Source organism: Bartonella sp. AA81SXKL, assembly GCF_042196945.1.
In the GTDB taxonomy this organism is placed as follows: Bacteria; Pseudomonadota; Alphaproteobacteria; order Rhizobiales; family Rhizobiaceae; genus Bartonella.
This window is the reverse complement of record NZ_JBHIRH010000002.1, coordinates 148,841-169,794: the sequence shown is the minus strand read 5'-3', so window position 1 is coordinate 169,794 and position 20,954 is coordinate 148,841. Positions and strand designations below refer to the sequence as shown.

Annotated in this window: 19 protein-coding genes; 5 read left to right on the top strand and 14 right to left on the bottom strand. The window is 38.0% G+C overall.

The window, feature by feature from the left end; all coding sequences use genetic code 11:
• Positions 1-158 precede the first annotated feature (158 nt).
• The 11 genes from panB to rpoZ all read right to left on the bottom strand — a co-directional run bounded on the left by panB (position 159) and on the right by rpoZ (position 9,557).
• Complete coding sequence (gene panB / locus ACFINZ_RS01970) at positions 159-974, bottom strand: 3-methyl-2-oxobutanoate hydroxymethyltransferase (RefSeq protein WP_375634156.1); 816 nt, start codon at positions 972-974, stop codon at positions 159-161.
• Positions 971-1,831, bottom strand: a complete 861-nt coding sequence (gene panC / locus ACFINZ_RS01965; RefSeq protein WP_375634313.1) for a pantoate--beta-alanine ligase — start codon at positions 1,829-1,831, stop codon at positions 971-973. The genes panB and panC overlap by 4 nt, the downstream gene beginning before the upstream one ends.
• Positions 1,832-1,854: 23 nt before the next feature.
• The gene (gene recO, locus ACFINZ_RS01960) at positions 1,855-2,601 is read right to left on the bottom strand and encodes a DNA repair protein RecO (RefSeq protein WP_375617640.1); all 747 of its coding nucleotides are present in this window, start codon (positions 2,599-2,601) and stop codon (positions 1,855-1,857) included.
• Between the two features lie 25 nt (positions 2,602-2,626).
• Positions 2,627-3,532 carry a GTPase Era gene (gene era, locus ACFINZ_RS01955; RefSeq protein ID WP_012754937.1) on the bottom strand — a complete coding sequence of 302 codons (906 nt, stop codon included), beginning with the start codon at positions 3,530-3,532 and terminating at the stop codon, positions 2,627-2,629.
• Entirely contained in the window at positions 3,525-4,232 is a 708-nt protein-coding gene (gene rnc, locus ACFINZ_RS01950) for a ribonuclease III (RefSeq protein ID WP_375634160.1), read from the bottom strand. Before rnc ends, era begins: the two co-directional genes overlap by 8 nt.
• Positions 4,213-5,025 carry a signal peptidase I gene (gene lepB / locus ACFINZ_RS01945; protein ID WP_375611213.1) on the bottom strand — a complete coding sequence of 271 codons (813 nt, stop codon included), beginning with the start codon at positions 5,023-5,025 and terminating at the stop codon, positions 4,213-4,215. Before lepB ends, rnc begins: the two co-directional genes overlap by 20 nt.
• A gap of 79 nt (positions 5,026-5,104) precedes the next feature.
• Positions 5,105-5,506 carry a holo-ACP synthase gene (acpS, locus tag ACFINZ_RS01940; RefSeq protein WP_375634162.1) on the bottom strand — a complete coding sequence of 134 codons (402 nt, stop codon included), beginning with the start codon at positions 5,504-5,506 and terminating at the stop codon, positions 5,105-5,107.
• A 37-nt stretch (positions 5,507-5,543) separates the two neighbouring features.
• The gene (locus ACFINZ_RS01935; protein WP_375617637.1) at positions 5,544-6,116 is read right to left on the bottom strand and encodes a DUF2062 domain-containing protein; all 573 of its coding nucleotides are present in this window, start codon (positions 6,114-6,116) and stop codon (positions 5,544-5,546) included.
• A gap of 93 nt (positions 6,117-6,209) precedes the next feature.
• On the bottom strand, positions 6,210-6,788 hold the full coding sequence (pyrE, locus tag ACFINZ_RS01930) for an orotate phosphoribosyltransferase (protein ID WP_375634303.1): 579 nt from the start codon (positions 6,786-6,788) through the stop codon (positions 6,210-6,212).
• A 16-nt stretch (positions 6,789-6,804) separates the two neighbouring features.
• Positions 6,805-9,030, bottom strand: coding sequence for a RelA/SpoT family protein (locus ACFINZ_RS01925; RefSeq protein WP_375634164.1), 2,226 nt, complete (start codon positions 9,028-9,030; stop codon positions 6,805-6,807).
• Positions 9,031-9,158: 128 nt separating this feature from the next.
• A complete protein-coding gene (rpoZ, locus tag ACFINZ_RS01920; RefSeq protein ID WP_375617635.1) occupies positions 9,159-9,557 on the bottom strand; it encodes a DNA-directed RNA polymerase subunit omega in 399 nt (132 codons plus the stop codon).
• A gap of 565 nt (positions 9,558-10,122) precedes the next feature.
• Here rpoZ and ACFINZ_RS01915 point away from each other — a divergent pair.
• Positions 10,123-10,791 carry a uracil-DNA glycosylase gene (locus tag ACFINZ_RS01915; RefSeq protein WP_375634305.1) on the top strand — a complete coding sequence of 223 codons (669 nt, stop codon included), beginning with the start codon at positions 10,123-10,125 and terminating at the stop codon, positions 10,789-10,791.
• A 48-nt stretch (positions 10,792-10,839) separates the two neighbouring features.
• Here ACFINZ_RS01915 and smpB read toward each other — a convergent pair whose 3' ends face one another.
• Both smpB and dapA read right to left on the bottom strand, forming a co-directional pair.
• Positions 10,840-11,316 carry an SsrA-binding protein SmpB gene (gene smpB, locus ACFINZ_RS01910; protein WP_375683970.1) on the bottom strand — a complete coding sequence of 159 codons (477 nt, stop codon included), beginning with the start codon at positions 11,314-11,316 and terminating at the stop codon, positions 10,840-10,842.
• A gap of 18 nt (positions 11,317-11,334) precedes the next feature.
• Positions 11,335-12,219, bottom strand: a complete 885-nt coding sequence (dapA, locus tag ACFINZ_RS01905; RefSeq protein WP_375612952.1) for a 4-hydroxy-tetrahydrodipicolinate synthase — start codon at positions 12,217-12,219, stop codon at positions 11,335-11,337.
• A 251-nt stretch (positions 12,220-12,470) separates the two neighbouring features.
• Here dapA and ACFINZ_RS01900 point away from each other — a divergent pair, with 251 nt between their 5' ends.
• Positions 12,471-14,564 carry a lytic transglycosylase domain-containing protein gene (locus ACFINZ_RS01900; RefSeq protein ID WP_375701132.1) on the top strand — a complete coding sequence of 698 codons (2,094 nt, stop codon included), beginning with the start codon at positions 12,471-12,473 and terminating at the stop codon, positions 14,562-14,564.
• Positions 14,565-15,540: 976 nt separating this feature from the next.
• On the opposite strand, the gene ACFINZ_RS01895 is transcribed toward ACFINZ_RS01900, so the two are convergent.
• Positions 15,541-16,311, bottom strand: a complete 771-nt coding sequence (locus ACFINZ_RS01895) for an energy transducer TonB (RefSeq protein WP_375634308.1) — start codon at positions 16,309-16,311, stop codon at positions 15,541-15,543.
• A 242-nt stretch (positions 16,312-16,553) separates the two neighbouring features.
• Between ACFINZ_RS01895 and ACFINZ_RS01890 the strand changes: the two genes are divergently transcribed.
• The 3 genes from ACFINZ_RS01890 (at position 16,554) to ACFINZ_RS01880 (ending at position 20,954) form a co-directional block, all read left to right on the top strand.
• The gene (locus ACFINZ_RS01890) at positions 16,554-18,731 is read left to right on the top strand and encodes a TonB-dependent hemoglobin/transferrin/lactoferrin family receptor (protein ID WP_375634306.1); all 2,178 of its coding nucleotides are present in this window, start codon (positions 16,554-16,556) and stop codon (positions 18,729-18,731) included.
• 263 nt (positions 18,732-18,994) lie between these two features.
• Positions 18,995-20,038 carry a hemin-degrading factor gene (locus ACFINZ_RS01885; protein WP_375701131.1) on the top strand — a complete coding sequence of 348 codons (1,044 nt, stop codon included), beginning with the start codon at positions 18,995-18,997 and terminating at the stop codon, positions 20,036-20,038.
• A gap of 13 nt (positions 20,039-20,051) precedes the next feature.
• On the top strand, positions 20,052-20,954 hold the full coding sequence (locus tag ACFINZ_RS01880; RefSeq protein WP_375634174.1) for a hemin ABC transporter substrate-binding protein: 903 nt from the start codon (positions 20,052-20,054) through the stop codon (positions 20,952-20,954).

Here is a 20,954-nt window from a genome sequence, read left to right as displayed (position 1 = left end):
CGACCCAATGGCGTTCTGTTTTGCATGAGAGGCGTGACTCCATTCAAGAAATGGAAAAAATCACAGCTCAAATTGTATACAAAATATATTAAATAATGCACATTTATTATCAAAACAACAAATGTTCTCTTGTCAAACCTTTCATCTTAAACTGAAGTTTATTTTAGTTTATAAACTTCATTATCCGCTGGGAAAGCACGAGATGTGACATCCTCTGCATAATTCTTTATTGCAGTTTCCATGGCTTGTTCAAGGTCTCCATAACGGCGTACAAATTTTGGCACATGAGAACCATAGCCCAACATATCTTCCATAACCAATACTTGTCCATCACATTGATTAGACGCCCCTATACCGATCGTAGGGATAGAAAGCTTATTTGTCAGTTTCACCGCTAAAGGTTCGACAATCCCTTCTAAAACAACAGCAAAAGCACCTGCCTCTTCAATCGCTGCTCCATCTGCTTCAATTCTTTGCCAATCATTCTCCTTGCGTCCTTGTGTTTTGAAGCCACCAAAACGATTCACCGCCTGGGGTGTAAGACCAATGTGCCCCATCACTGGAATGCCACGTTTACACAAAAAATCTATTGTTTCTGCTATATAAACACCCCCTTCAAGCTTAACTGCACCACACCCCGTTTGAGCAAGAATACGCGATGCATTAAAAAAAGCTTGTTCTGGACTTTCTTCATAAGAACCAAAAGGCATATCAATAACCACAAGAGCTTTTTGAGATCCACGCACCACGGCTTTCCCGTGTAAAATCATCATATCTAAATTAACAGGAAGCGTTGTCTCAAACCCATACACAACCATCCCAACGCTATCACCAACCAAAAGGATATCGCAATATGGATCAGCAATCCGCGCAGTATAAGCTTGATAAGCTGTTAAAGAAACAATTGGCTGTTGTCCCTTTCTTGCACGTATTTCGGAAGATGTTATACGCTTTACGGTTTTATGTACACTCATTTTCCACCCTTCTCTTGCAATATATATTGATCAATCAGCCTTACCTCACCAAAGCGGACAGTAAGAAGTAAAACTGCTGGTTTATTCAATGTTCCTCTAATCACGCATAAATTTTCCATATCCCGTAAATCTATCGCTTCAATGATTGCACGCGTTTCTTGTTGTAAAATATCATGAACAGTTTTGCATAATTTATCAACCGACCGTTCACCTTCATGGTAAAGCTTTTCAGCAGCTTTTCCACTTTCAGGAAGAATTTTGGCAGCTTTACGATCTTCTAATGTTAAAAGCTGATTGCGTGAAGAACAAGCTACACCATCTGACTCCCGTAGAATAGGAACTCCAACGATTTCAATAGGAAAAGCCAAATCTTCAACCATACGCCGAATAATTAAAATTTGTTGAAAATCTTTTTCCCCAAAAAAAGCCTTATCTGGTTGGACAATGTTAAAAAGTTTAGCAACAACGCTTGTTACACCACAAAAGTGCCCTGGACGTAATTTTCCCATCAAAATACGTGATAATTTTTTCACTTGTACAATTGTGTCATTTCCTGGTGGCCACATTTCATCTACAGAAGGAGCAAAAACACATTCAACACCTGCTTCTTTTAACAAAGCACAATCGCCCTTCAAATCTCTTGGATATTGAGAAAAATCTTCATGAGGTCCAAATTGCTTTGGATTGACAAAAATAGAAACTACTACGCGATCACACATTGCTCTTGCATACTGTACTAATGCAAGATGACCATCATGCAATGCCCCCATTGTTGGAACAAAACCAATCGAAAAACCTAAACGTCGTTCCTCTGAAGTATATTGGCGAACTTCAGCAATTGTCTTTAAAATTCTCATTTTCCCATTCAATTATCATCAGATCAACAAATTAATGCCTGTACACCAAATTGGCGCTCAAACAATTGTATCAAATTCATGCGCACTGACGGCTGCTTTATATCTCGTGGCTCCCAGACATGACGCATAAGAAAAAAACCCGTCAGTATAAAACCATTTATTATATCACTAAAATCAGCAGGACGAGTCATTCTTTGTACAAGAAACTGTGGTAGAATAAGAAGTTTTTTTTTCCAAGGTTCTCCTGCTTCTTCACAGACAGCCCGACCAGATTTTGGTGATACGTAATGAAGCCTTTCCTGACGACCTGTTGCAGCACAACAAGATAAATCAAGACCAAAACCAAGTTCTTCAAGAAGCCGCATTTCAAAACGTACAAGCAATTCTGCATTTACAAATGGTTCATCAAAATTCTGCATAAAAAGGTGTAAAATATCATATAAAATGGGGTGCGGATCACGTTCGGGAAGAAGCCGCAAATGAAAAGCTATCAATTGCAAAGCATAAAGTGCTTCTGGTAGACAGATTAATCGTGCCGCATGTAAATCAAGAGCTTCAAGCCGAAAAAGTCCCAAATGTTCGTCTAAACGAGCCCACCATTCAGCCTCCACAAAATTTCCAGGTTGAAGAAGAGCTGCCATGCGACGCGAGCGCCCCCCTTTTACCACTCCCATATAACGACCATGTTCACGTGTCATAATCTCAAGAATAACACTTGTTTCACCATATTGGCGCGTACCAAGTATAACGGCTTGTTCTTTCCACTTCATTTTACTTTAATTATTTTTAAAAATCTTATTTTAAAAAATCCAATCCCATTTCACGATAACGTTCTGGATCGGTATCCCAATTATCGCGCACTTTCACAAAGAGAAAAAGATGAACCTTTTGATCCATAATTTCCATGAGTTCTTTACGTGCTGCTTGACCAATCGCTTTAATTGTATCGCCTTTTGCTCCTAAGACAATTTTTTTCTGACTCTCACGCTCGACATAAATAACTTGATTAATTTTAACGGAACCATCTGAACGCTCTTCCCAGTTTTCTGTTTCAACCGTTGAGGAATAAGGAAGTTCATCATGAAGACGAAGAAAAAGTTTTTCACGCGTAATTTCAGCAGCAAGATGACGCATAGGCATATCAGAAATTTGATCTTCCGGATAATACCATGGTCCTTCCTGCATCATGTTACTCAACGCATGAAGTAAATCCTTGCAACCAGAACCGTTTAGAGCAGAAATCATAAATGTTTGCGCAAACTTTACACGTTCATTTATTTTAGTGGTTAACGCTAGAAGAGATGATTTAACAACTGTATCAACCTTATTAAGAACAAGAACTTTTTCTTGTTTCATATTGTTTACAATATCTAACATCATATCAACTTCATCCGAAAGACCACTTTGAGCGTCAATTAAAACAAGCAGAACATCAGCGCTCTTAGCCCCTCCCCAAGCAGCAGAGACCATGGCTCGTTCTAAGCGCTTATGGGGACGAAAAACACCCGGTGTATCGACCAACACAATTTGCACATCATCATGAATGACAATACCGCGGATTAAAGTTCGTGTTGTTTGTACCTTATGTGTTACAATTGAAACCTTTGTTCCAACCAATTGATTAACCAATGTCGATTTACCGGCATTAGGCATCCCAATAAGCACAACAAACCCAGAACGCGTTTTCATAACGTCACTCATGATTATTTTTTCCCACTGTTTTCCATACACCCTCTCGTCGCAAAATTTTTTCAGCTGCCATTCTTTCAGCATATCTTTTGGAGCTTCCCTGCCCAATCTCTGAAGCAAACCCAGAAATACTGACCTCTACCATAAAAACAGGATCGTGATCTGGACCTGAACGTTTTATAACCTGATAATGTGGTTGTGCATTGCCTTGGATATGCGCCCATTCCTGTAATTCTGTCTTGGCATCACGTCGACCAGCATCCATTTTCTTTGCCCTACTTTGCCAATATTTTTGAATAAAAGGGCGAACACTTTCCAATCCTCCATCGAGATATATTACGGCAATCAAAGCTTCCACGACATCTGCATGCATATTGATAAGTCGACGCCCCTCAAAATTTTTCATCTCAAAACCAACACGGATCATATCAGGAAGTCTCATTTCACGCGCAATATCAGCACATGTCTGTGCATTGACCAGATGATTTAAACGGACTGATAATTCACCTTCACTTGCCTGAGGAAAAAGTTGATACAGCATCTCTGCAATCAAAAGCCCTAAAACCCGATCCCCTAGAAACTCTAGTCGTTCATAATTCCCCTGTTCCGAATCTTGTACACTCGAGTGTGTTAATGCCTTCTTTAACCTCTCTTCATCTTTAAAACGATGCCCCGTCAGCTTGAAAAGCTGATCAATCATGAGACGTTTCATCGTTGTTTCCTTGCTTGATAAGCGGCAAATCATGAACCGTATTTATGAAAGAAAACAAACGTTTCCAACGCACATCAAATGGCCAACGCCAAATCTGCCAAGCACTTGAACCATTACTGATAGAAAAGAAAATCACGCTCGCGCGACCAATAAGATTTTCTTCTGGAACATAGCCTACATCTAAACGACTATCATCTGAATTGTCGCGGTTATCCCCCATCATAAAGTAATGTCCCTGAGGAACTTCAAAGACTTCTGTATCATCAACTTTCGGGATGAAAGCTAAATCAAGTGTATCATAACTGACACCGTTAGGCATTGTCTCGCGATAAACCTCAACAGGATAGTTCACTTCCGTTATATCAGAATTATCAATCTCCCCCATAAAGTGACGTGAAACAGCCTCATCATTAATATAAAGGACACTTTGACGGACTTGTATACGATCACCTGGTAGCCCAACGACGCGTTTTATATAATCAATCTTCGGATTACTTGGTAAGCGAAAAACGACCACATCTCCACGTTGAGGTTGAGATGCCCAAATCCGTCCAGAAAAAAGAGGAGGAGAAAAGGGGATGGAAAAACGAGAATACCCATATGCATACTTAGAAACAAACAGATAATCTCCCACCAACAAAGTAGGACGCATTGAACCGGAAGGAATACTAAACGGCTGGAAAAAAAGTGTCCGAATAAACGCTGCTAAAAGTAGAGCCTGTATTAAAACAGAAATAAATTCACGAAGCCCACCTTTTTTTTCTTTTTTATGCACTTTATCTTTTTGGATCATCACCAACTGCCTTCTCATCACAGATATAATTTTTTTCATCATAATATTCAAATAACAAAAGCACAATCTCTCACGCCATCTATCCACGTGGAAGTGCTTCGATAATAATAAATGCCTGTGCCCAAGGAAAATCATCTGTTATACTAAGATGAATAACTGCATCATGATGAGGAGGTAATAACTTTTGAAGTTGTATTTGCGCACGATTTGTTAATTGCATTATTGGTTTACCAGATGGCAAATTGACTACCCCCATGTCTTTCCAATTGATACCACAAGCGATTCCCGTTCCTAAGGCTTTAGCACATGCTTCTTTAGCAGCAAATCTTTTTGCATAGGAAGAGGAGCTTTTTTTGAGATTTTCAGATCTATTTCTTTCAATATCCGTAAAAATACGTTGGATAAAACGCTCACCATAACGAACCAACATTTTCTCAATACGTCGTATATCAACCAGATCATTTCCAAGACCAATAATCATAAGATATTACCCGATCTTTCTTACGATGAGCGCTTCTTTAAACGCCTTTTTTTATAATCTTTTGATATCGCTTTTGTTTAAAACGAACCGTTGCTCTGTAAACACCTATATAAGATAAACCACCAAAAACAATACCTAAAAGAGTTCCCCCTAAAATCATAGGACTCATAATTGTGTCCCATGCGCCTTTAAAGAGGAGAGAGAGATTTGACAATGTCAAACCATTAAATAGAGCACGAATTTGCGAAAGAGAAATCTCTTTGACATCGCTAAAAAGTGATAAACAAAAATACCCTACTTTATAATCAGCCATGACAATCAATAAAAATGTGAGTGGATTAGAAAAAATTGTCCCAATGATTGCGGCAGCAAAGTTTGCACGCAAAAGCCAAGAAAAAAATATTGCCAAAATAATATGCAGCCCAAAGAAAGGTGAACAAGCTAAAAAAACGCCAACAGCAACCCCTAATGCTACTTCATGCGGTGTTGCTGATATACGCAAAATACGTTTATGTATGTAGCAAAATGAGCGAGAAAATGAACGACGTGGCCATAACCAAAGTCGAATACGCGTTACAAAATCTATTGGTTTTCGACGACGAAAAAGCATATGACTCTCAATATACATCTTTTGATGATGAAATAATCTATATCATCCAAATTAATCTTTTTAAGCTTTTGCACAAAAAAAATAGAACGACAATTAAATATTTCGACTGCCTGGTTTAATCGCGGGAAGAACAGAAAGCTCTGCAGGAAGTGCATCACTAGCATAAGAGGTTATCTCGTATTCAGCAAGCGCAATCAATGGAACTCCAACATTGACCTTACCACCAGAACGATCAAGGATACATGCACTGGCCAATACCTCTGCTCCTGCTGCAACAAGCGCTTCAACAGTCTCACGAATGGAAAGACCCGTTGTTACAATATCTTCAACAATAACAACCCGTGCACCCTTCTTGATTTCAAAACGACGCAATTCAAAGATGCCATTTACACGCTCTACCCAAAGAGAAGGAACACCAAGGTGACGTGAAGTTTCATAGGAAGGAATAAGACCGCCAATTGCGGGACCAACAACATAGTCAATTTTTCCCTCAATAGATTTTTTGATTTTTTCAGCCAATCCACGACATAACTTTTCCGTCAAGTCAGCATGCATGAATACTTTCGCTTTTTGCATATAAGTCGCACTATGGCGCCCCGATGTTAAAATAAAATGCCCTTCTAGAATAGCATCTGCTTGTTTAAAAATATCAATGACATCTTGTGTATTCATTGCAAAATCTTTCTTTTTATCCATGAACCCGCCGTACTGTACTTACTGAACCTGCCTTTTTTAACTGAGAAAAAATACGATTCAAATGTTTTAAATCCCACACTTCCAAATCAATCATAATTTCTGTAAAATCTGGTGCTGTACGGATAAAAGATAAATTTTGGATATTGGCATCGTTAGCAGAAATTATTTGTGTAATTTCAGCCAAAGAACCAGGACTATTTACAACTAAAATATTCATCCGTGCAGGAAAACGTTCATTCATTTGGGCATCAATATCCCAGCGGACATCAATCCATCGTTCTGGTTGATCATCATACGCCATCAAAGCTGAAGACTGGATTGGATAAATAACGATCCCAGCTCCTGGCTGCATAATACCAACAATCCGATCTCCAGGTACTGCTCCTTCCGGTGAAAAACGTACGGGTATATCTCCACGGGTTCCTCTAATAGGCAAGGCTTTAGATTGATGATTCTCGACCATTCCATTCTTTTCATTTTCTGGAACTTTAAAAATCATACCTTGAGCATTTTCAATATTAAACCAACCTTCTTCCCCAGGCTTAAAAGATGACTTTTGTACCACACGGTGATCTTGATAATCAGGATAAACCGCTTTAATCACATCAGCGGAAAACAGCTCTCCACGCCCAACAGCAGCCAATACATCCTCTACATCTTTACGTGCTAAACGTGGCAAAACTTTCTTCAAAAGGTCTTTTGAAAATTGCTTTCCCATATATTCAAATGAACGCTCTAGAATACGATATCCTAAACCCGAATATTGTTTACGTACCGCTGCACGACTTGCTCGTCGAATAGCTGAACGTGCTTTACCCGTGACAACAAGAAATTCCCATGCTGCTGGCGGAATTTGAGCGTGTGAGCGAATAATATCAACCTCATCACCATTTTTTAATTTGGTCATTAAAGGCATAATACGACCATTGATTTTTACACCAACACAAGAATCACCGATATCTGTATGGACGGCATAAGCAAAATCAATAGGCGTAGCTCCTTTAGGAAAAGCAATTAATCGACCTTTCGGCGTAAAACAAAAAACTTGGTCTTGAAAAAGCTCAAGTTTTGTATGTTCTAAAAACTCTTCTGGATTATCTCCATCAGACAAAGATTGTATCGTTTGACGCAACCATGCATAGGCATTCGTTTCACTTGATAACTTCACAGTCGAATAATTGGAGCCGTGCTCTTTATATATGGAATGAGCAGCAACCCCATATTCAGCAACTTCATCCATAGCAGCCGTTCTAATTTGCAACTCAACACGTTGTCTTGAAGGACCAACAATTGTTGTATGAATAGAACGATAATCATTTTGCTTTGGTATAGAGATATAATCTTTAAAACGACCAGGAACCATTGGCCATGTCGTATGAATGACACCAAGAGCACGATAACAATCATTCACGGACTCAACAATCACACGAAATCCAAAAATATCCGATAATTGTTCAAAAGATAATGCTTTACTTTCCATTTTGCGAAAGACTGAATAAGATTTTTTCTGACGGCTTTTAACATCTGCTTTAATGCCATGCTCGAAAAAAAGTTTTGTCAATTCATTTTCAATTGTGGAAAGCAAATCACGGTTGTGTTTCAATAATTCAGAAAGTCGATTGGTAATCGTACGATAACCTTCTGGATTTAAATAAAAGAAAGAGAGATCCTCTAATTCCTCACGCATATCCTGCATACCCATACGACCTGCAAGTGGCGCATAGATATCCATCGTCTCCTCAGCAATTCGCCGACGTTTATCATCACGCATAACACCAAGGGTACGCATATTATGAAGACGATCAGCAAGTTTGACTAAAAGAACACGAACATCATCAGAAATAGCTATAAGAAGTTTACGAAGATTTTCTGCTTGTACGGCTTTCTTTGATACAAGATCAAGCTTATTAAGCTTTGTAAGCCCTTCAACCAACTTTCCAATTTCAGAACCAAAAAGCTGATCAATTTCTGCTCGTGTAGCGCTTGTATCTTCAATTGTATCATGCAAAAGAGCAACAGCAATCGTTGCCTCGTCCAACCGCATATCTGTCAAAATAGCAGCAACTTCTAAAGGATGAGAAAAATAAAGATCACCTGACGCACGCTTTTGATGTGCATGCTTTTTCATTGCATAATCATAGGCCCTGTTTAAAAGAGCCTCATCTACGTCAGACTTGTAACGTTGAACACGTCCAACAAGCTCACACTGACGCATCATACGAGCATATCCTTTATCTTTTCACACCCCTAATCTTTATTGAACACGTCCTATTAATAAAAGACACGAAAAATAATTGCTCCTCACATGACAAAGTATCTTTACCCCTTTAACATAAATTGCTGCAATTAATAATCGTCACTTTTTTCTGGAACAACCAAACCTTCAATACCCGCTAAAAGCTCTTCTTCTGACATATGATCAAATGAAGTACCTTCTTCTTGCGACGACGTATTAAAAACACTTTCAGCTTCACCTGAATGGGTAATAAATCCACTTGCCATTTCTGGCTCATCTACTTCCACATGCTTTTGCAGCGAATGAATAAGGTCTTCCTTTAAATCAGCAGGCGACAATGTTTCTTCTGCTATTTCACGCAAAGCAACAACTGGATTTTTATCATTATCACGATCAACCGTAATCTGCGCTCCTTGTGAAATCTGACGCGCCCGATGACCTGCTAAAAGTACCAATTCAAAGCGGTTGTCAACTTTATCAATACAATCTTCTACCGTTACGCGGGCCATTTATGCCTCTTTCTCAAATAAAAAAATAATAGCGGATAAAGGAGTATATACAATAATCAAAATAAAACACAAGAAAAACAACACAAACTTTTATATTTTTTGATTAAAGAACTTATTTAAAAAAATTCTTGGAAAATTTATAAAAATGTATAACCTATCCATGCTCGTTATCAAAATTTCTTTTAAAAGCATTCCAATAGATTGACTTCAAACAAAGGGAGGTCTTTCTTGACAAAATACTTGTCTGGAGTCCTTATCCTTTTAAAAGGAATACCTGCTGTTTAAACCCTTTGCAATAACAGCAGCCTTATACATACTTTTTATGATAATATCTTCATCTAAAGAGAGAACTTTTTTCTTTGAACGTCATGTGTATCGCACTCTTATTCATCGAATAAATTACTGAAAAATGACCTCTCTTTACACAATAATGAGCAATAAGTTTATATTAAACTTTCTTCTAAAAAAGTTTATTTATATTCATTATAGATTGTTTATCAAAACATAACCCGTCATATACGCTATAAAGACTCAAAAAATAGAAAAACGATTGATGCCTAACACCATGAATAGCCAATTAACATCACTGTGCCCAGAACCACCCAAAAATTGCAATTTATGTCCGAGGCTTCATCAATTTATCGCTGGCTGGCGTGCAAAAGAACCAAGTTGGTATAACGCACCGGTGCGCCCATTCTTTCCTTATAAAGGGCCAGATACAACACGCCTTCTTATTGTTGGGCTTGCTCCTGGATTACGCGGAGCAAATCGAACTGGACGTCCATTTACTGGTGATTATGCTGGGCACTTACTTTATTCAACTTTAAAAAAGTTTGGTTTTGCCCAAGGAACCTTTGAAGAAAGAGCAGACGATACTCTTGAACTTATTGATGCAGCAATTGTTAACTCTGTTCGTTGTGTTCCACCAGAAAATAAACCCACCGGTGCAGAAATTAACACGTGCCGCTATTTCTTCTCACCTCTTTTAACAAATCTTCCCAAACTTAAAGCCGTTATTACCTTAGGCACCATTGCGCACCATTCAACGATACGTGCCCTTAATGCAAAAGTTTTAGCTCACCCTTTTGGACACGGCGAAATCAATAACATCGGCAGATTACGCATCTTTTCGAGCTATCACTGTTCTCGTTATAATACAAATACTGGACGTTTGACAGACGCCATGTTTCATCAAATCTTTCAAGCAGCAAAAACATACTTAAATCAATGCTAAAACTGTTTTAAACAGTGCTATGAATAAAGAATATCTAGATCGCATCCATTAGCCATACCTTTTTAAAAGTCTTGCTTTTTCACGTCCCCAATCGCGTTTTTTTTCCGTTTCGCGCTTATCATGAAGCTTTTTCCCTCGCGCTAGAGCGATCTCCAACTTAACGCGCCCTCGTTCATTAAAATAAAGTTTGAGAGGAACAAGTGTCATTCCTTCACGAGACGTTGCATTAAAAAAACGTGCTATCTCACGTTTTGAAAGTAATAATTTGCGCAAACGTCGTGGTTCATGATTAAAACGATTAGCCTGCGTATATTCAGGAATATAGCTGTTTACTAACCATAATTCCCCATTCTCAAAACTCGCATAGCTTTCAGCAATATTGGCATGATTAGAACGTAAGGACTTCACTTCCGCTCCCTGAAGGACAAGACCAGCCTCGAGATTATTAAGGATTTCAAAATTAAAACGTGCTTTACGATTGTCAGCAATTATTTTCCGTACGGGCGCGTTCTTTTTTTTATTCATGGCTTTGTCAATATCATTTTATGCTTTTAAAAGACCAGCATGACTGAGGGCTGCATCAATAATCTTCTTTGTTCTTTCTGTTAATGGAACAATAGGAGAACGCACAGTATCACCACAAAATCCTAATTTTGCAGCAGCATATTTAATACCTGCTGGACTAGGTTCAATAAATACAGCACGATTAAGAGGCATCAAGCGATCATTTAATTCTCGTGCTGTTTTATAATCACCACGAAAACAAGCGGCTTGAAGCTCTGCACAAAGCTTTGGAGCAACATTAGAGGAAACTGAAATACACCCCATACCTCCATGTGCATTAAAACCTAACGCCGTACAATCATCACCGGAAAGCTGCACAAAATCTTTTCCACACTTTTCACCTTGTTCACTAACGCGCTCAATTCTGCTCGTTGCATCCTTAACACCAATGATATTGTTAAAATCTTGATAAAGGTCTTTCATCGTTTCTACAGCCATATCGATAATAGAACGACCAGGAATATTATAAATTATAATTGGAATAGAAACAGCTTTGGCAATGGAAGAAAAGTGCTTGTATAAACCAGATTGATTTGGTCTATTATAATAGGGAGTGACAACCAAAACTGCATCTGCACCAGCTTTTTGCGCGTATTGTGCAAGCTCTACGGCCTCACTTGTGCTATTTGATCCCGCTCCAGCAACAACAGGAACACGCTTTGCAACCTGCTCAACACACAATTCTATAATCCGCTTATGTTCTTCATGACTTAACGTTGCTGATTCACCTGTTGTCCCAACAGGGCTTACACCGTTAATCCCTTGTGTGATCTGCCATTCAACAAAATCACAAAACGCCTTCTCATCAATCGCGCCCTTGTTATCAAACGGTGTGATAAGCGCAGTTATAGCTCCCTTGAGCATGATAAACTCCCTATAATGTTTGCTTTTATTTTTTTTATAATCGCCTTTTATAAATTTTAAATAGAGCATAATCTTGCTCTATCATTGAAGCAAGATGAATTTCAAAAAAAGCCCCCATAAGATGAAAATGTCCCTCCTTAAATGTTGAACATTTCTTTAAAATAAGCCGTCTATATTAACGCGTTTTTCATGCTTGTGTTCTATAAATCCTTAAGTTTTTACAAAAAGCAAGGTCTCAAGGTCTTTTCTCTATGCGTGTATTTTCCACCTCTCTTTTCGTATCAACCTTTACTGCACTTATACTGGCAATAAGAATTTTATTTTCAAGTGCACTTGCACAAACACCGCTTTTACATGGGAAAGTACCAATCCCTTCGACACGTCCTACCCCCATTGCCATAAAACAAGAAGCTCAAGAACCTCTTCAACAGAGACACACGACATCGCACAATACTGCGACACTCAAACAACTAAAAGCTGGATTAGATGCACTAGCAAACAACAATATTGCAAAAACAATAAATCTTCGTAATTCAATGGAAAAACATAGCCTTGATCGTTATATTTTGACATGGGCGCTAGGACTATCAAAGCAAAATAATATACCAAGCTCTGAAATATCTAATGCAATTAACATGCTAAAAGGATGGCCTGGTATAGAAACGATGCAACGCAATGCTGAACGTGCTTTTCTTAACGAAACCAATATCACACACGCCATTATCCAAAAATTTTCTCATCATCCCCCCCTTACAGCACAAGGCATGGCTCTCTTTGCTAAAGCACTCATTGCAACGGGACAAATCACCCGTGCTCAACACATTATTGCACCATGGTGGCATAAAACACGGCTTAATGCACAAGAAGAAGTATTTGTTCTTAAAAATGCAAGTGCTGCCTTAAAACCTATTGATCATTTAAAACGCATGCAGTTTATGTTGTATGCACATCGTTTTGATTCAGCGGCACGCGTTGCAAAATTAGCCCATGCTCAATCTCTTTTTGATGCTTTTGTAGCCGTTGAAAAAAATGATCCTAGAGCTACACAAAAATTAAAAGCTGTAGAGAGATCATGGAAAAAAGATCCTCTCTTCCAGTTTGCTCGAATGCGCCATCTGCGGCGAACAGAACAATATGATGCAGCCGCAACACTCATGATGAAAACATCACAAGATGCATTCCATCTTATGAACCCTCAATCATTGTGGAAAGAGCAACGCGCCCTTTCTCGTGAAATGCTTGATTTAAACAAACCCCAAATAGCTTATCAACTCGTTGCAAGGCACACTGGTATGACATCTGCATTATCCGTCGATGCTGAATTTCACGCAGGATGGTATGCACTACGGTTTCTTCATAACCCTAAGTTGGCAATGCAGCATTTTTCACGTATTCCTCAACTCTCTTCTTTACCTTTTTATGCATCACGTGGATATTACTGGATGGGACGAACAGCAGAAGCGCTAAAAGAACATCAAAATGCCCAGCAATACTTTCATCGCGCCGCTCATTTTGGCGCAACGTATTATGGTCAATTAGCCGCTGCGCGACTCAACCAAAAAAAATTTAATATCTCTTTTCCTAAACCAACAATCGCTGAGCGACAACATTTTAGTGCACGAAAAGCGATCAAAGCAATTCAACGTCTTGAAGAAGCTGGATATGCTGATTTTGCTAAAATTTTTTATAGAGAGCTCGGAAAAAAAATAGAAAGCCCCGGTGAATTAGCTCTTCTGGCTGTTATGGCAGAAAAAAATGGAGACTATTATACCAGCCTCAAAATTGGAAAAATGGCTGTTTTTCAGGGGAAAAATGTCGGTGCACTCTCTCATCCTCTGGGAGCTATACCAGCTTCTGCTAATATTTCTGTAGAAGAAAAATCGCTTATCTATGCCATTGCACACAAAGAAAGCGAATTTAATCCAACAGCCATATCACAAGCAGGTGCACAAGGGATACTCCAATTGCTTCCTACAACTGCAGAAGCACTAGCAAAAAAATACTCAATCGCATGGTCTCCTAAAAGATTTAGCAGTGATGCGCGTTATAATGTGACATTAGGCACCCATTTTCTCAATGAACAATTGGAACGTTTTAATGGATCCTATATACTAACTCTTATTGGCTATAATGCGGGTCCCCGTCGAGTCAATGAATGGATAAAACGTTATGGCGATCCTCGAGGTCAATCTCTCGATAACGTCATTGATTGGATTGAACGTATTCCTTATACAGAAACACGTAATTACGTGATGCGTGTCATGGAAAATTATGGTGTCTACAAAGCAAGACTCACTGGGAAAATAGATATAAAAACCGACTTGCTTTCTGGTCGACGGAAATAATATGCCTTAACTTCCCAAATAGCATTTGAAAGCGTTGATAAGAAGTGTTTTTATTCCTTTTTAAATAGTACCATACCCACTTTCTTAGGACGTATAAGAAAGTAATTTTAATTGATTCAGTATTAATAAATTCGAAATGATGAATTATCATTATAAATCAACAGGTAGTACAAATAATTCATTTCTTCTCAACATAGATGACAATATCATAGAGATTACAAATATAAGAGAAGAGTGAAACAAATAGCTCATCCTTTTACTGTTGCTTATTAGTCAATATTCAAATCTTGTGAAACAGCTTATTTTAAGACTATTTTTTCTGCTTACAATATTTCTATACCCAATAGGGGCGCATTATTGTGTATATCGTTTAGATTATCTCTGATAACAGAAAGAGAGACGCATTGAGTTAGAAAGCCTTAAAGACAAACAATTCTCTTCTGCCCCTTCCCTTTTCATTCGGTTTTACGACTTTTAAATATGTCAATATCTTTTAATAATAAAGATGAATCTTTGCTTTTTTCTCATTTTTACATATAAGCTCACATCCTTTACACAAAACAGAGCATCCCCAAATAGTATGTTTTTCTTATTTATATTATTGTTTTATTTTAATGTTTCTAAGTCCATTTCACAACGGTGTATCTGAAAAGTACTTACGAAAATCCTCTCACGAATGGTATAAAAATCGATTAGACACGATTAACCTTTAATTAATAAAACCTATAGCTCTATCATCCCTTAACTCCCAATGTTGCAAAAGCCCTTTCATTTAGAGCACTCATAAGAAGTATATTCACTGCTTTTTAGAAGTTTTTTATCCATGCTCCTCCTCAACTTGTATCATAAGTAAGCGGATGGTTTTGATTGATTCAACATCAAAAAAATTCGAATAAATTATATTTGAACTTTCATCAAAATTATAAACAATCATTATAAATCAATATATTATAAGAAAATCGCCCCGTATAAAAAATCAGCTAAATATTAGGGATACTCTAATTGTTTTATTCACTTTTGATGGTGGTGGTGGTGGAAAAGAACCAACGCGTCGAAGGGCTGCCATCGCTAATCGATCAAGTTCTGGATCTCCAGCAGAAACAATGACACGACTAGAAAAAATACTCCCCTGCTCATGCACCATAAATTCTAACTTCACCGTTCCTTTTGTACGATTGGTGCGCTGTCCCACAATATAATTTTTTTGCCTTTCTAATTGTGACTGTACCTTTGCTAACCACTCCATTAACAACATATCTTCAAGCCCTGCTGTACCGCCGCCCTTGTTGATGGAAGAAGAACGTACCGCCTTTGCATTGGAGCGCTTTACTACAGCCTTTGGCATCGGTATTGTTTTTTTGATAAACGCTTTATGCTCCACTTTTTGAGGTAGGGGTTCTTCCAAAGGCTTTAAGTCATCTTGTTCTACTATATGCTGAGGTTCTTCCGATTGAACTTCATCCACGGATTCCAATCCTTCTGACTCCTGCTCTAGGAGATCAGACTGTAATACTTCTTGCTCTGTATTAATATCCGACTCTCTATGAATATCTGGCAAATCTGTATCAACATCCGGATATACAGTTTCTTGCACAAAAGTCAGCATAATCTCCGATGAAAGCAAGCCATTACTTATACCAGTACTTTGAAAATAAAACTGTGCTGCTAATAATACATGCAAAAAGAAAGCCCCAATAAATGCACCAATCCAAAGAGTTAATAATTGTTTCGTATTTGCAAAATTCATCGTTTATTCTGCCACTATTTTAAGCTTAATATTGGTGTTCAATCTCATTAAAACAGGCTATTTTGAAATTGCAACTTTTTTCTTGACTGATTTTGTCATGTTTAATATGGTCTTCTAATGATTTTGTGCCGTTGTCAAAATCATTCCTACTTGGCTGGCAAGTTTTAATCAGTGAGTCCAGCCTTTTTGTATTAAAAAATTTCAAAACAGAGAGGGGATGGTTAAAAGGGTTATGATGTGTTATGCAAATAAGACGAAAAAATATCTATAAAAGCTGTGTAATTTTAAGTGCATTATCGGTCTGTATACCTTCATTTGTTTTTGCACAAAATAAAGATGGAAGTGCTGTCACTGAACTTAAACCAATCCTTATTAAAGGAAAAAAAATAGAAGATGCTTCAAATTCAATAACCATTCTGACTGATCGTAAGACCAACAAGAATATTGATGAAAGACAAATAACTGATGTTTATGATGTGAGTCGTCTTAATCCTTCCGTATCCTATAACTCAGAAAATAACAGTTTCGTTATTCGGGGTTTAGATGCAAACCGTGTTCTTACGACAATGGATGGTATTTCTCTTCCATGGTTTAATGATATATTCCGTGGTGGAGGTGGAAACACAACTTTTGATTTCAATGCTCTTTCTACGTTTGATACTATTCAAGGATCAGATTCTAGTCTTTATGGTTCTGGCGCCTTAGGGGGAATCATTGCGTTGCGTACCCTTGATCCTGAAGACCTGATCGTGGAAGAAAAGAATTGGGGAAGCCTTATAAAAGGTGGTTATAATTCTGTTGATAACAGCTGGCGCATCGATCAAGCTTTTGCTGTGCGTAATTACCGGACATTTTTACTTTTTCAAGGATCTTATGTAGAAGGTCATGAGCGCAAAAATATGGGAACAGTAGAAGGGTATGAGGAACGCACGCGCAAAAACCCTTCTCACTTTGATAAAAATAACTTGCTTTTTAAAATTCATCAATATTTGAGTGATAATCACCGCCTTGGTTTTACCGCAGAGCGTTTTGGTCATAATAGTAACACACATGAATTAAATTCGTCTAAAAGATACGCTCCAGGTTCCGTTTATGAGCAGGATAATAAACTTCGTGAGCGCTTTTCTCTTTCTTATAATTATAATGGTAATGGTGATGCAGTTCTTGATGTGTTTAATGGGCAGCTTTATTGGCAAAGGCAATCAAGTCGTTACGTTATGACAGGCGTTCGTGTTTCAGCACCCAAAGGGGATTATTTGAGAGATAATTTCTTGCGTAATATCAATTATGGTTTCAATGCTGATGCCCTTAAAAAAGTGGATTTTGGCACTATAAACCATACGTTAAAGTTTGTAATGAATGTTTCGTCATCTAAATTTCATCACTATTTGTTAGGTAAAGACAACTGTCATATAAAAGAATACGCTCGGGGATGTCTTTTTGTTCCTGCTAATCGATCAGATTCACCAGACACAAATGGTTACAATTTAGGTTTTGTTTTTGAAGATGAAATTGGGTTGGTTGATGATCGTTTTCGTGTAATACCGGGAATCCGGTATGATTGGTACAAATATGTTCCTCAGAAAACACCTTCTTATGAGAAAGCACTGATTTCTGATAAATTCCCTCCAGAAAGAAGTGGTTCACGCTTTTCTCCTAAATTACGCGTGGAGTGGGATGTTCGTAATCAAGTAACGCTCTATGCTCAGTGGGCACAGGCTTTTCGTGCACCACGTATTTCAGAACTTTACGTCTCTTATATCAAACCTTCTGCTTATTATGTGAAAGGGAATCCTGATCTTCAACCAGAAACAAGCAATGGGTATGATGTTGGTCTACGGTATGGAAATGTAAATTTCGGTGGTTCCTTCAATGCCTTTTTCAATCAATATAAGAATTTCATAGATACTGAGGATAGAGGGCCATCAGAGGAATTTAGATTTGCGCGTCGGCATTACATGAATCGTTTTCACGTGCAAATTTTTGGTGTTGAAACAAAAGCCCATTTAGTTCTTAAAAATGGTTTTCATAGCAATGTTGCTCTTGCTTATTCACAAGGAAAAGATCTTGATAAAAAGGAGTATCTTAACTCAATTCCTCCTTTGAAAGCAGTTATCGGATTAGGATATGCAAAAGAGGTTTGGGGAAGCGATATTATCCTTACTTTGGCAGCTAAACGTGACAAAGTAGCCGGAGAATCTGATTACCAAAAAATTCCAGGATATCATGTCGTTGATATGACAGGGTGGTGGAAACCATTCGGTGAAACGGGACCTATTCTAAGAGCCGGTGTTTATAATCTTTTCAATACAAAATATTGGAATGTATCTGAACTTCCTTCAGGTAAAAGTTCAACACCAAAAGATTATTATAGCCAGCCTGGTCGTAACTTTAAGGTGTCGTTTGTACAAAAGTTTTAGTCACTTCTGTTAATTATTCGGTCAATAAAATCGTATTGATAAAAGGATTAATTATTGTGTTTCTATTTTCAACATCTTTTAAATTACAAAGATTTGGTAGAAAAGTTTTAATTCTTTCTGTTTTATCGTTTTTTGATTGCTCAGCTGTTGGCGATAGAGTGTTATTTTGTGATAGATTGAACTCTTAAAAGAATTTAATTTATTGCCTTGGAATTGTAAAATTTGAAAGTTAGTTTTTGAGTTAAGTAACATAAGGTAAATTCATGGCACATACAGCTGAGATGATTCTTCGTTTGCGTGAAGAAAAAAAAGAAATGCGAAACCGCGATTTTGCGGTTTCGATTGGTATATCTGAAGCAGAGCTTATTGCGGCTTATTGTACCATTGGAAAAGCAAAAAGGCTACAAACTGATGTTGCTACTCTCTTAGAAAATGCACCTCGACTTGGAACCGTCATGGTCTTAACTCGCAATGAATATGCTGTTCACGAAATAACGGGACGTTTTGAAAAAATTGTTCAAAACGAACATATTCCTATCACACTTGGTGAAATTGATTTGCGTATTTTTACAAAACAATGGAAGTTCGGTTTTGAATATGATGTCGTTATTCTTGGAAAACCTACAAAAAGTCTGCAATTCTTTGATCAACATGGCGTTGCTATTTTAAAGGTCTATTCTAAAGATATGACAAATATGGAAGAGTGGAATAAACTTGTTGAAAAGCTCCTTCTTGAAGATCAGTCTCCTGTTCTTAACATTCTTCCCGTTTTTCTCCCAGCCCAATGTGACATAACAGAATTGGATATTGAGAGTTTTCGGGATCGTTGGCGGAAAATGACAGATGTACACCAACTTCACAAAATTATTTCCGAATTTAAAATTAATCGACATCATGCTGTAAAATATGTTGGTAATGAATTTGCCGATGAATTACAGGTAAATGCTGTTGAAATAATGCTTACCCAAGTCGCACAACAAGAACTGCCAATCATGTGTTTTGTTGGGAATAAAGGGTGTATTCAAATTTTTAGTGGGACTGTAAAAAATATTAAGCAAATGGGACCTTGGCTTAATGTTCTTGATCCAAGATTTGACCTTCATTTACTCACGTCCGGAATTGCTAGAGTATGGCATGTTCGCAAACCTACCCGTGATGGTTATGTCAGTTCACTTGAAGTTTTCGATAAAGATGATGAGATGGTTATTCAATTCTTTGGCGTACGCAAGGAGGGTCAAAAAGAACGTGAAGATTGGCGTTCTTTATTGAATAGTTTGCCATCATGCCAAGAAAACAGCAGTAACTAAGATAAGGTTAGACATGTTCATATCTCTTTTACATAGGTTATCAAACCTTTTTCTTATGTGTTTACTGCTCTCTCTTACTTGTTTTTCTAAACAAGTAATTGCTGAACCTGCAACGCGTTTTCCTGAAAATGCTCGAATTGTTTCTATCGGCGGAGCACTTACAGAAATTGTCTATGCATTGGGAGCCCAAGATCAACTTGTCGCCCGTGATAGTACAAGCGTCTACCCACAAGAAGCGCTCAAGCTTCCTGTGCTTGGATATATGCGTGCTCTTTCACCTGAGGGGGTTTTATCACTTGCTCCAGAGGGTATATTGCTTGTTGAAGGAAGTGGTCCCGCTTCAACAATTGATATTCTCAAAAAAACATCGATACCTCTGGTGATCATACCAGAAGACTACTCCCGTGAAAATGTGATAGAAAAGATTCGCCTCGTTGGTCAAGCCATTCATCGGGAAGTGCAAGCCGCGGCGTTAATTGAGAAATTGAAGCGTAATTTTTTAGACAACGATGCGCTTTTGGCGAAAGTAACAACACCAAAGCGTGTTCTTTTTGTTTTCTCTGTGCAAAATGGACGCGTCATGGCATCTGGAACAGGTACTGCAGCTGATAGTATGATCAAACTTTCAGGCGCTATCAATGCTATCACCGATTATAAAGGATATAAACTTCTCAACGGCGAAGCATTATTGAAATCAGATCCTGATGTTATTTTGCTTGTAAAACATGGTGCAAGATCAACCAGCATTGATAAGATTTTAGCCATACCGGCAGTTCAAGCAACAACTGCAGCGAAAAATCATGCCATAAAACAGATGGATGCTATGTATTTTTTGGGATTTGGTCCACGTACTGCAGACGCATCAAGAGAACTTATTGAGATACTTTATGGTGCACATCAAAACGGTAAGAGCTGA

Bases quoted from the DNA above. Each gene is read 5' to 3' on its own strand.
- panB (WP_375634156.1), bottom strand. From the start codon at position 974: ATGAGTGTACATAAAACCGTAAAGCGTATAACATCTTCCGAAATACGT.
- panC (WP_375634313.1), bottom strand. From the start codon at position 1,831: ATGAGAATTTTAAAGACAATTGCTGAAGTTCGCCAATATACTTCAGAG.
- recO (WP_375617640.1), bottom strand. From the start codon at position 2,601: ATGAAGTGGAAAGAACAAGCCGTTATACTTGGTACGCGCCAATATGGT.
- era (WP_012754937.1), bottom strand. From the start codon at position 3,532: ATGAGTGACGTTATGAAAACGCGTTCTGGGTTTGTTGTGCTTATTGGG.
- rnc (WP_375634160.1), bottom strand. From the start codon at position 4,232: ATGAAACGTCTCATGATTGATCAGCTTTTCAAGCTGACGGGGCATCGT.
- lepB (WP_375611213.1), bottom strand. From the start codon at position 5,025: ATGATCCAAAAAGATAAAGTGCATAAAAAAGAAAAAAAAGGTGGGCTT.
- acpS (WP_375634162.1), bottom strand. From the start codon at position 5,506: ATGATTATTGGTCTTGGAAATGATCTGGTTGATATACGACGTATTGAG.
- ACFINZ_RS01935 (WP_375617637.1), bottom strand. From the start codon at position 6,116: ATGCTTTTTCGTCGTCGAAAACCAATAGATTTTGTAACGCGTATTCGA.
- pyrE (WP_375634303.1), bottom strand. From the start codon at position 6,788: ATGAATACACAAGATGTCATTGATATTTTTAAACAAGCAGATGCTATT.
- ACFINZ_RS01925 (WP_375634164.1), bottom strand. From the start codon at position 9,030: ATGATGCGTCAGTGTGAGCTTGTTGGACGTGTTCAACGTTACAAGTCT.
- rpoZ (WP_375617635.1), bottom strand. From the start codon at position 9,557: ATGGCCCGCGTAACGGTAGAAGATTGTATTGATAAAGTTGACAACCGC.
- ACFINZ_RS01915 (WP_375634305.1), top strand. From the start codon at position 10,123: ATGAATAGCCAATTAACATCACTGTGCCCAGAACCACCCAAAAATTGC.
- smpB (WP_375683970.1), bottom strand. From the start codon at position 11,316: ATGAATAAAAAAAAGAACGCGCCCGTACGGAAAATAATTGCTGACAAT.
- dapA (WP_375612952.1), bottom strand. From the start codon at position 12,219: ATGCTCAAGGGAGCTATAACTGCGCTTATCACACCGTTTGATAACAAG.
- ACFINZ_RS01900 (WP_375701132.1), top strand. From the start codon at position 12,471: ATGCGTGTATTTTCCACCTCTCTTTTCGTATCAACCTTTACTGCACTT.
- ACFINZ_RS01895 (WP_375634308.1), bottom strand. From the start codon at position 16,311: ATGAATTTTGCAAATACGAAACAATTATTAACTCTTTGGATTGGTGCA.
- ACFINZ_RS01890 (WP_375634306.1), top strand. From the start codon at position 16,554: ATGCAAATAAGACGAAAAAATATCTATAAAAGCTGTGTAATTTTAAGT.
- ACFINZ_RS01885 (WP_375701131.1), top strand. From the start codon at position 18,995: ATGGCACATACAGCTGAGATGATTCTTCGTTTGCGTGAAGAAAAAAAA.
- ACFINZ_RS01880 (WP_375634174.1), top strand. From the start codon at position 20,052: ATGTTCATATCTCTTTTACATAGGTTATCAAACCTTTTTCTTATGTGT.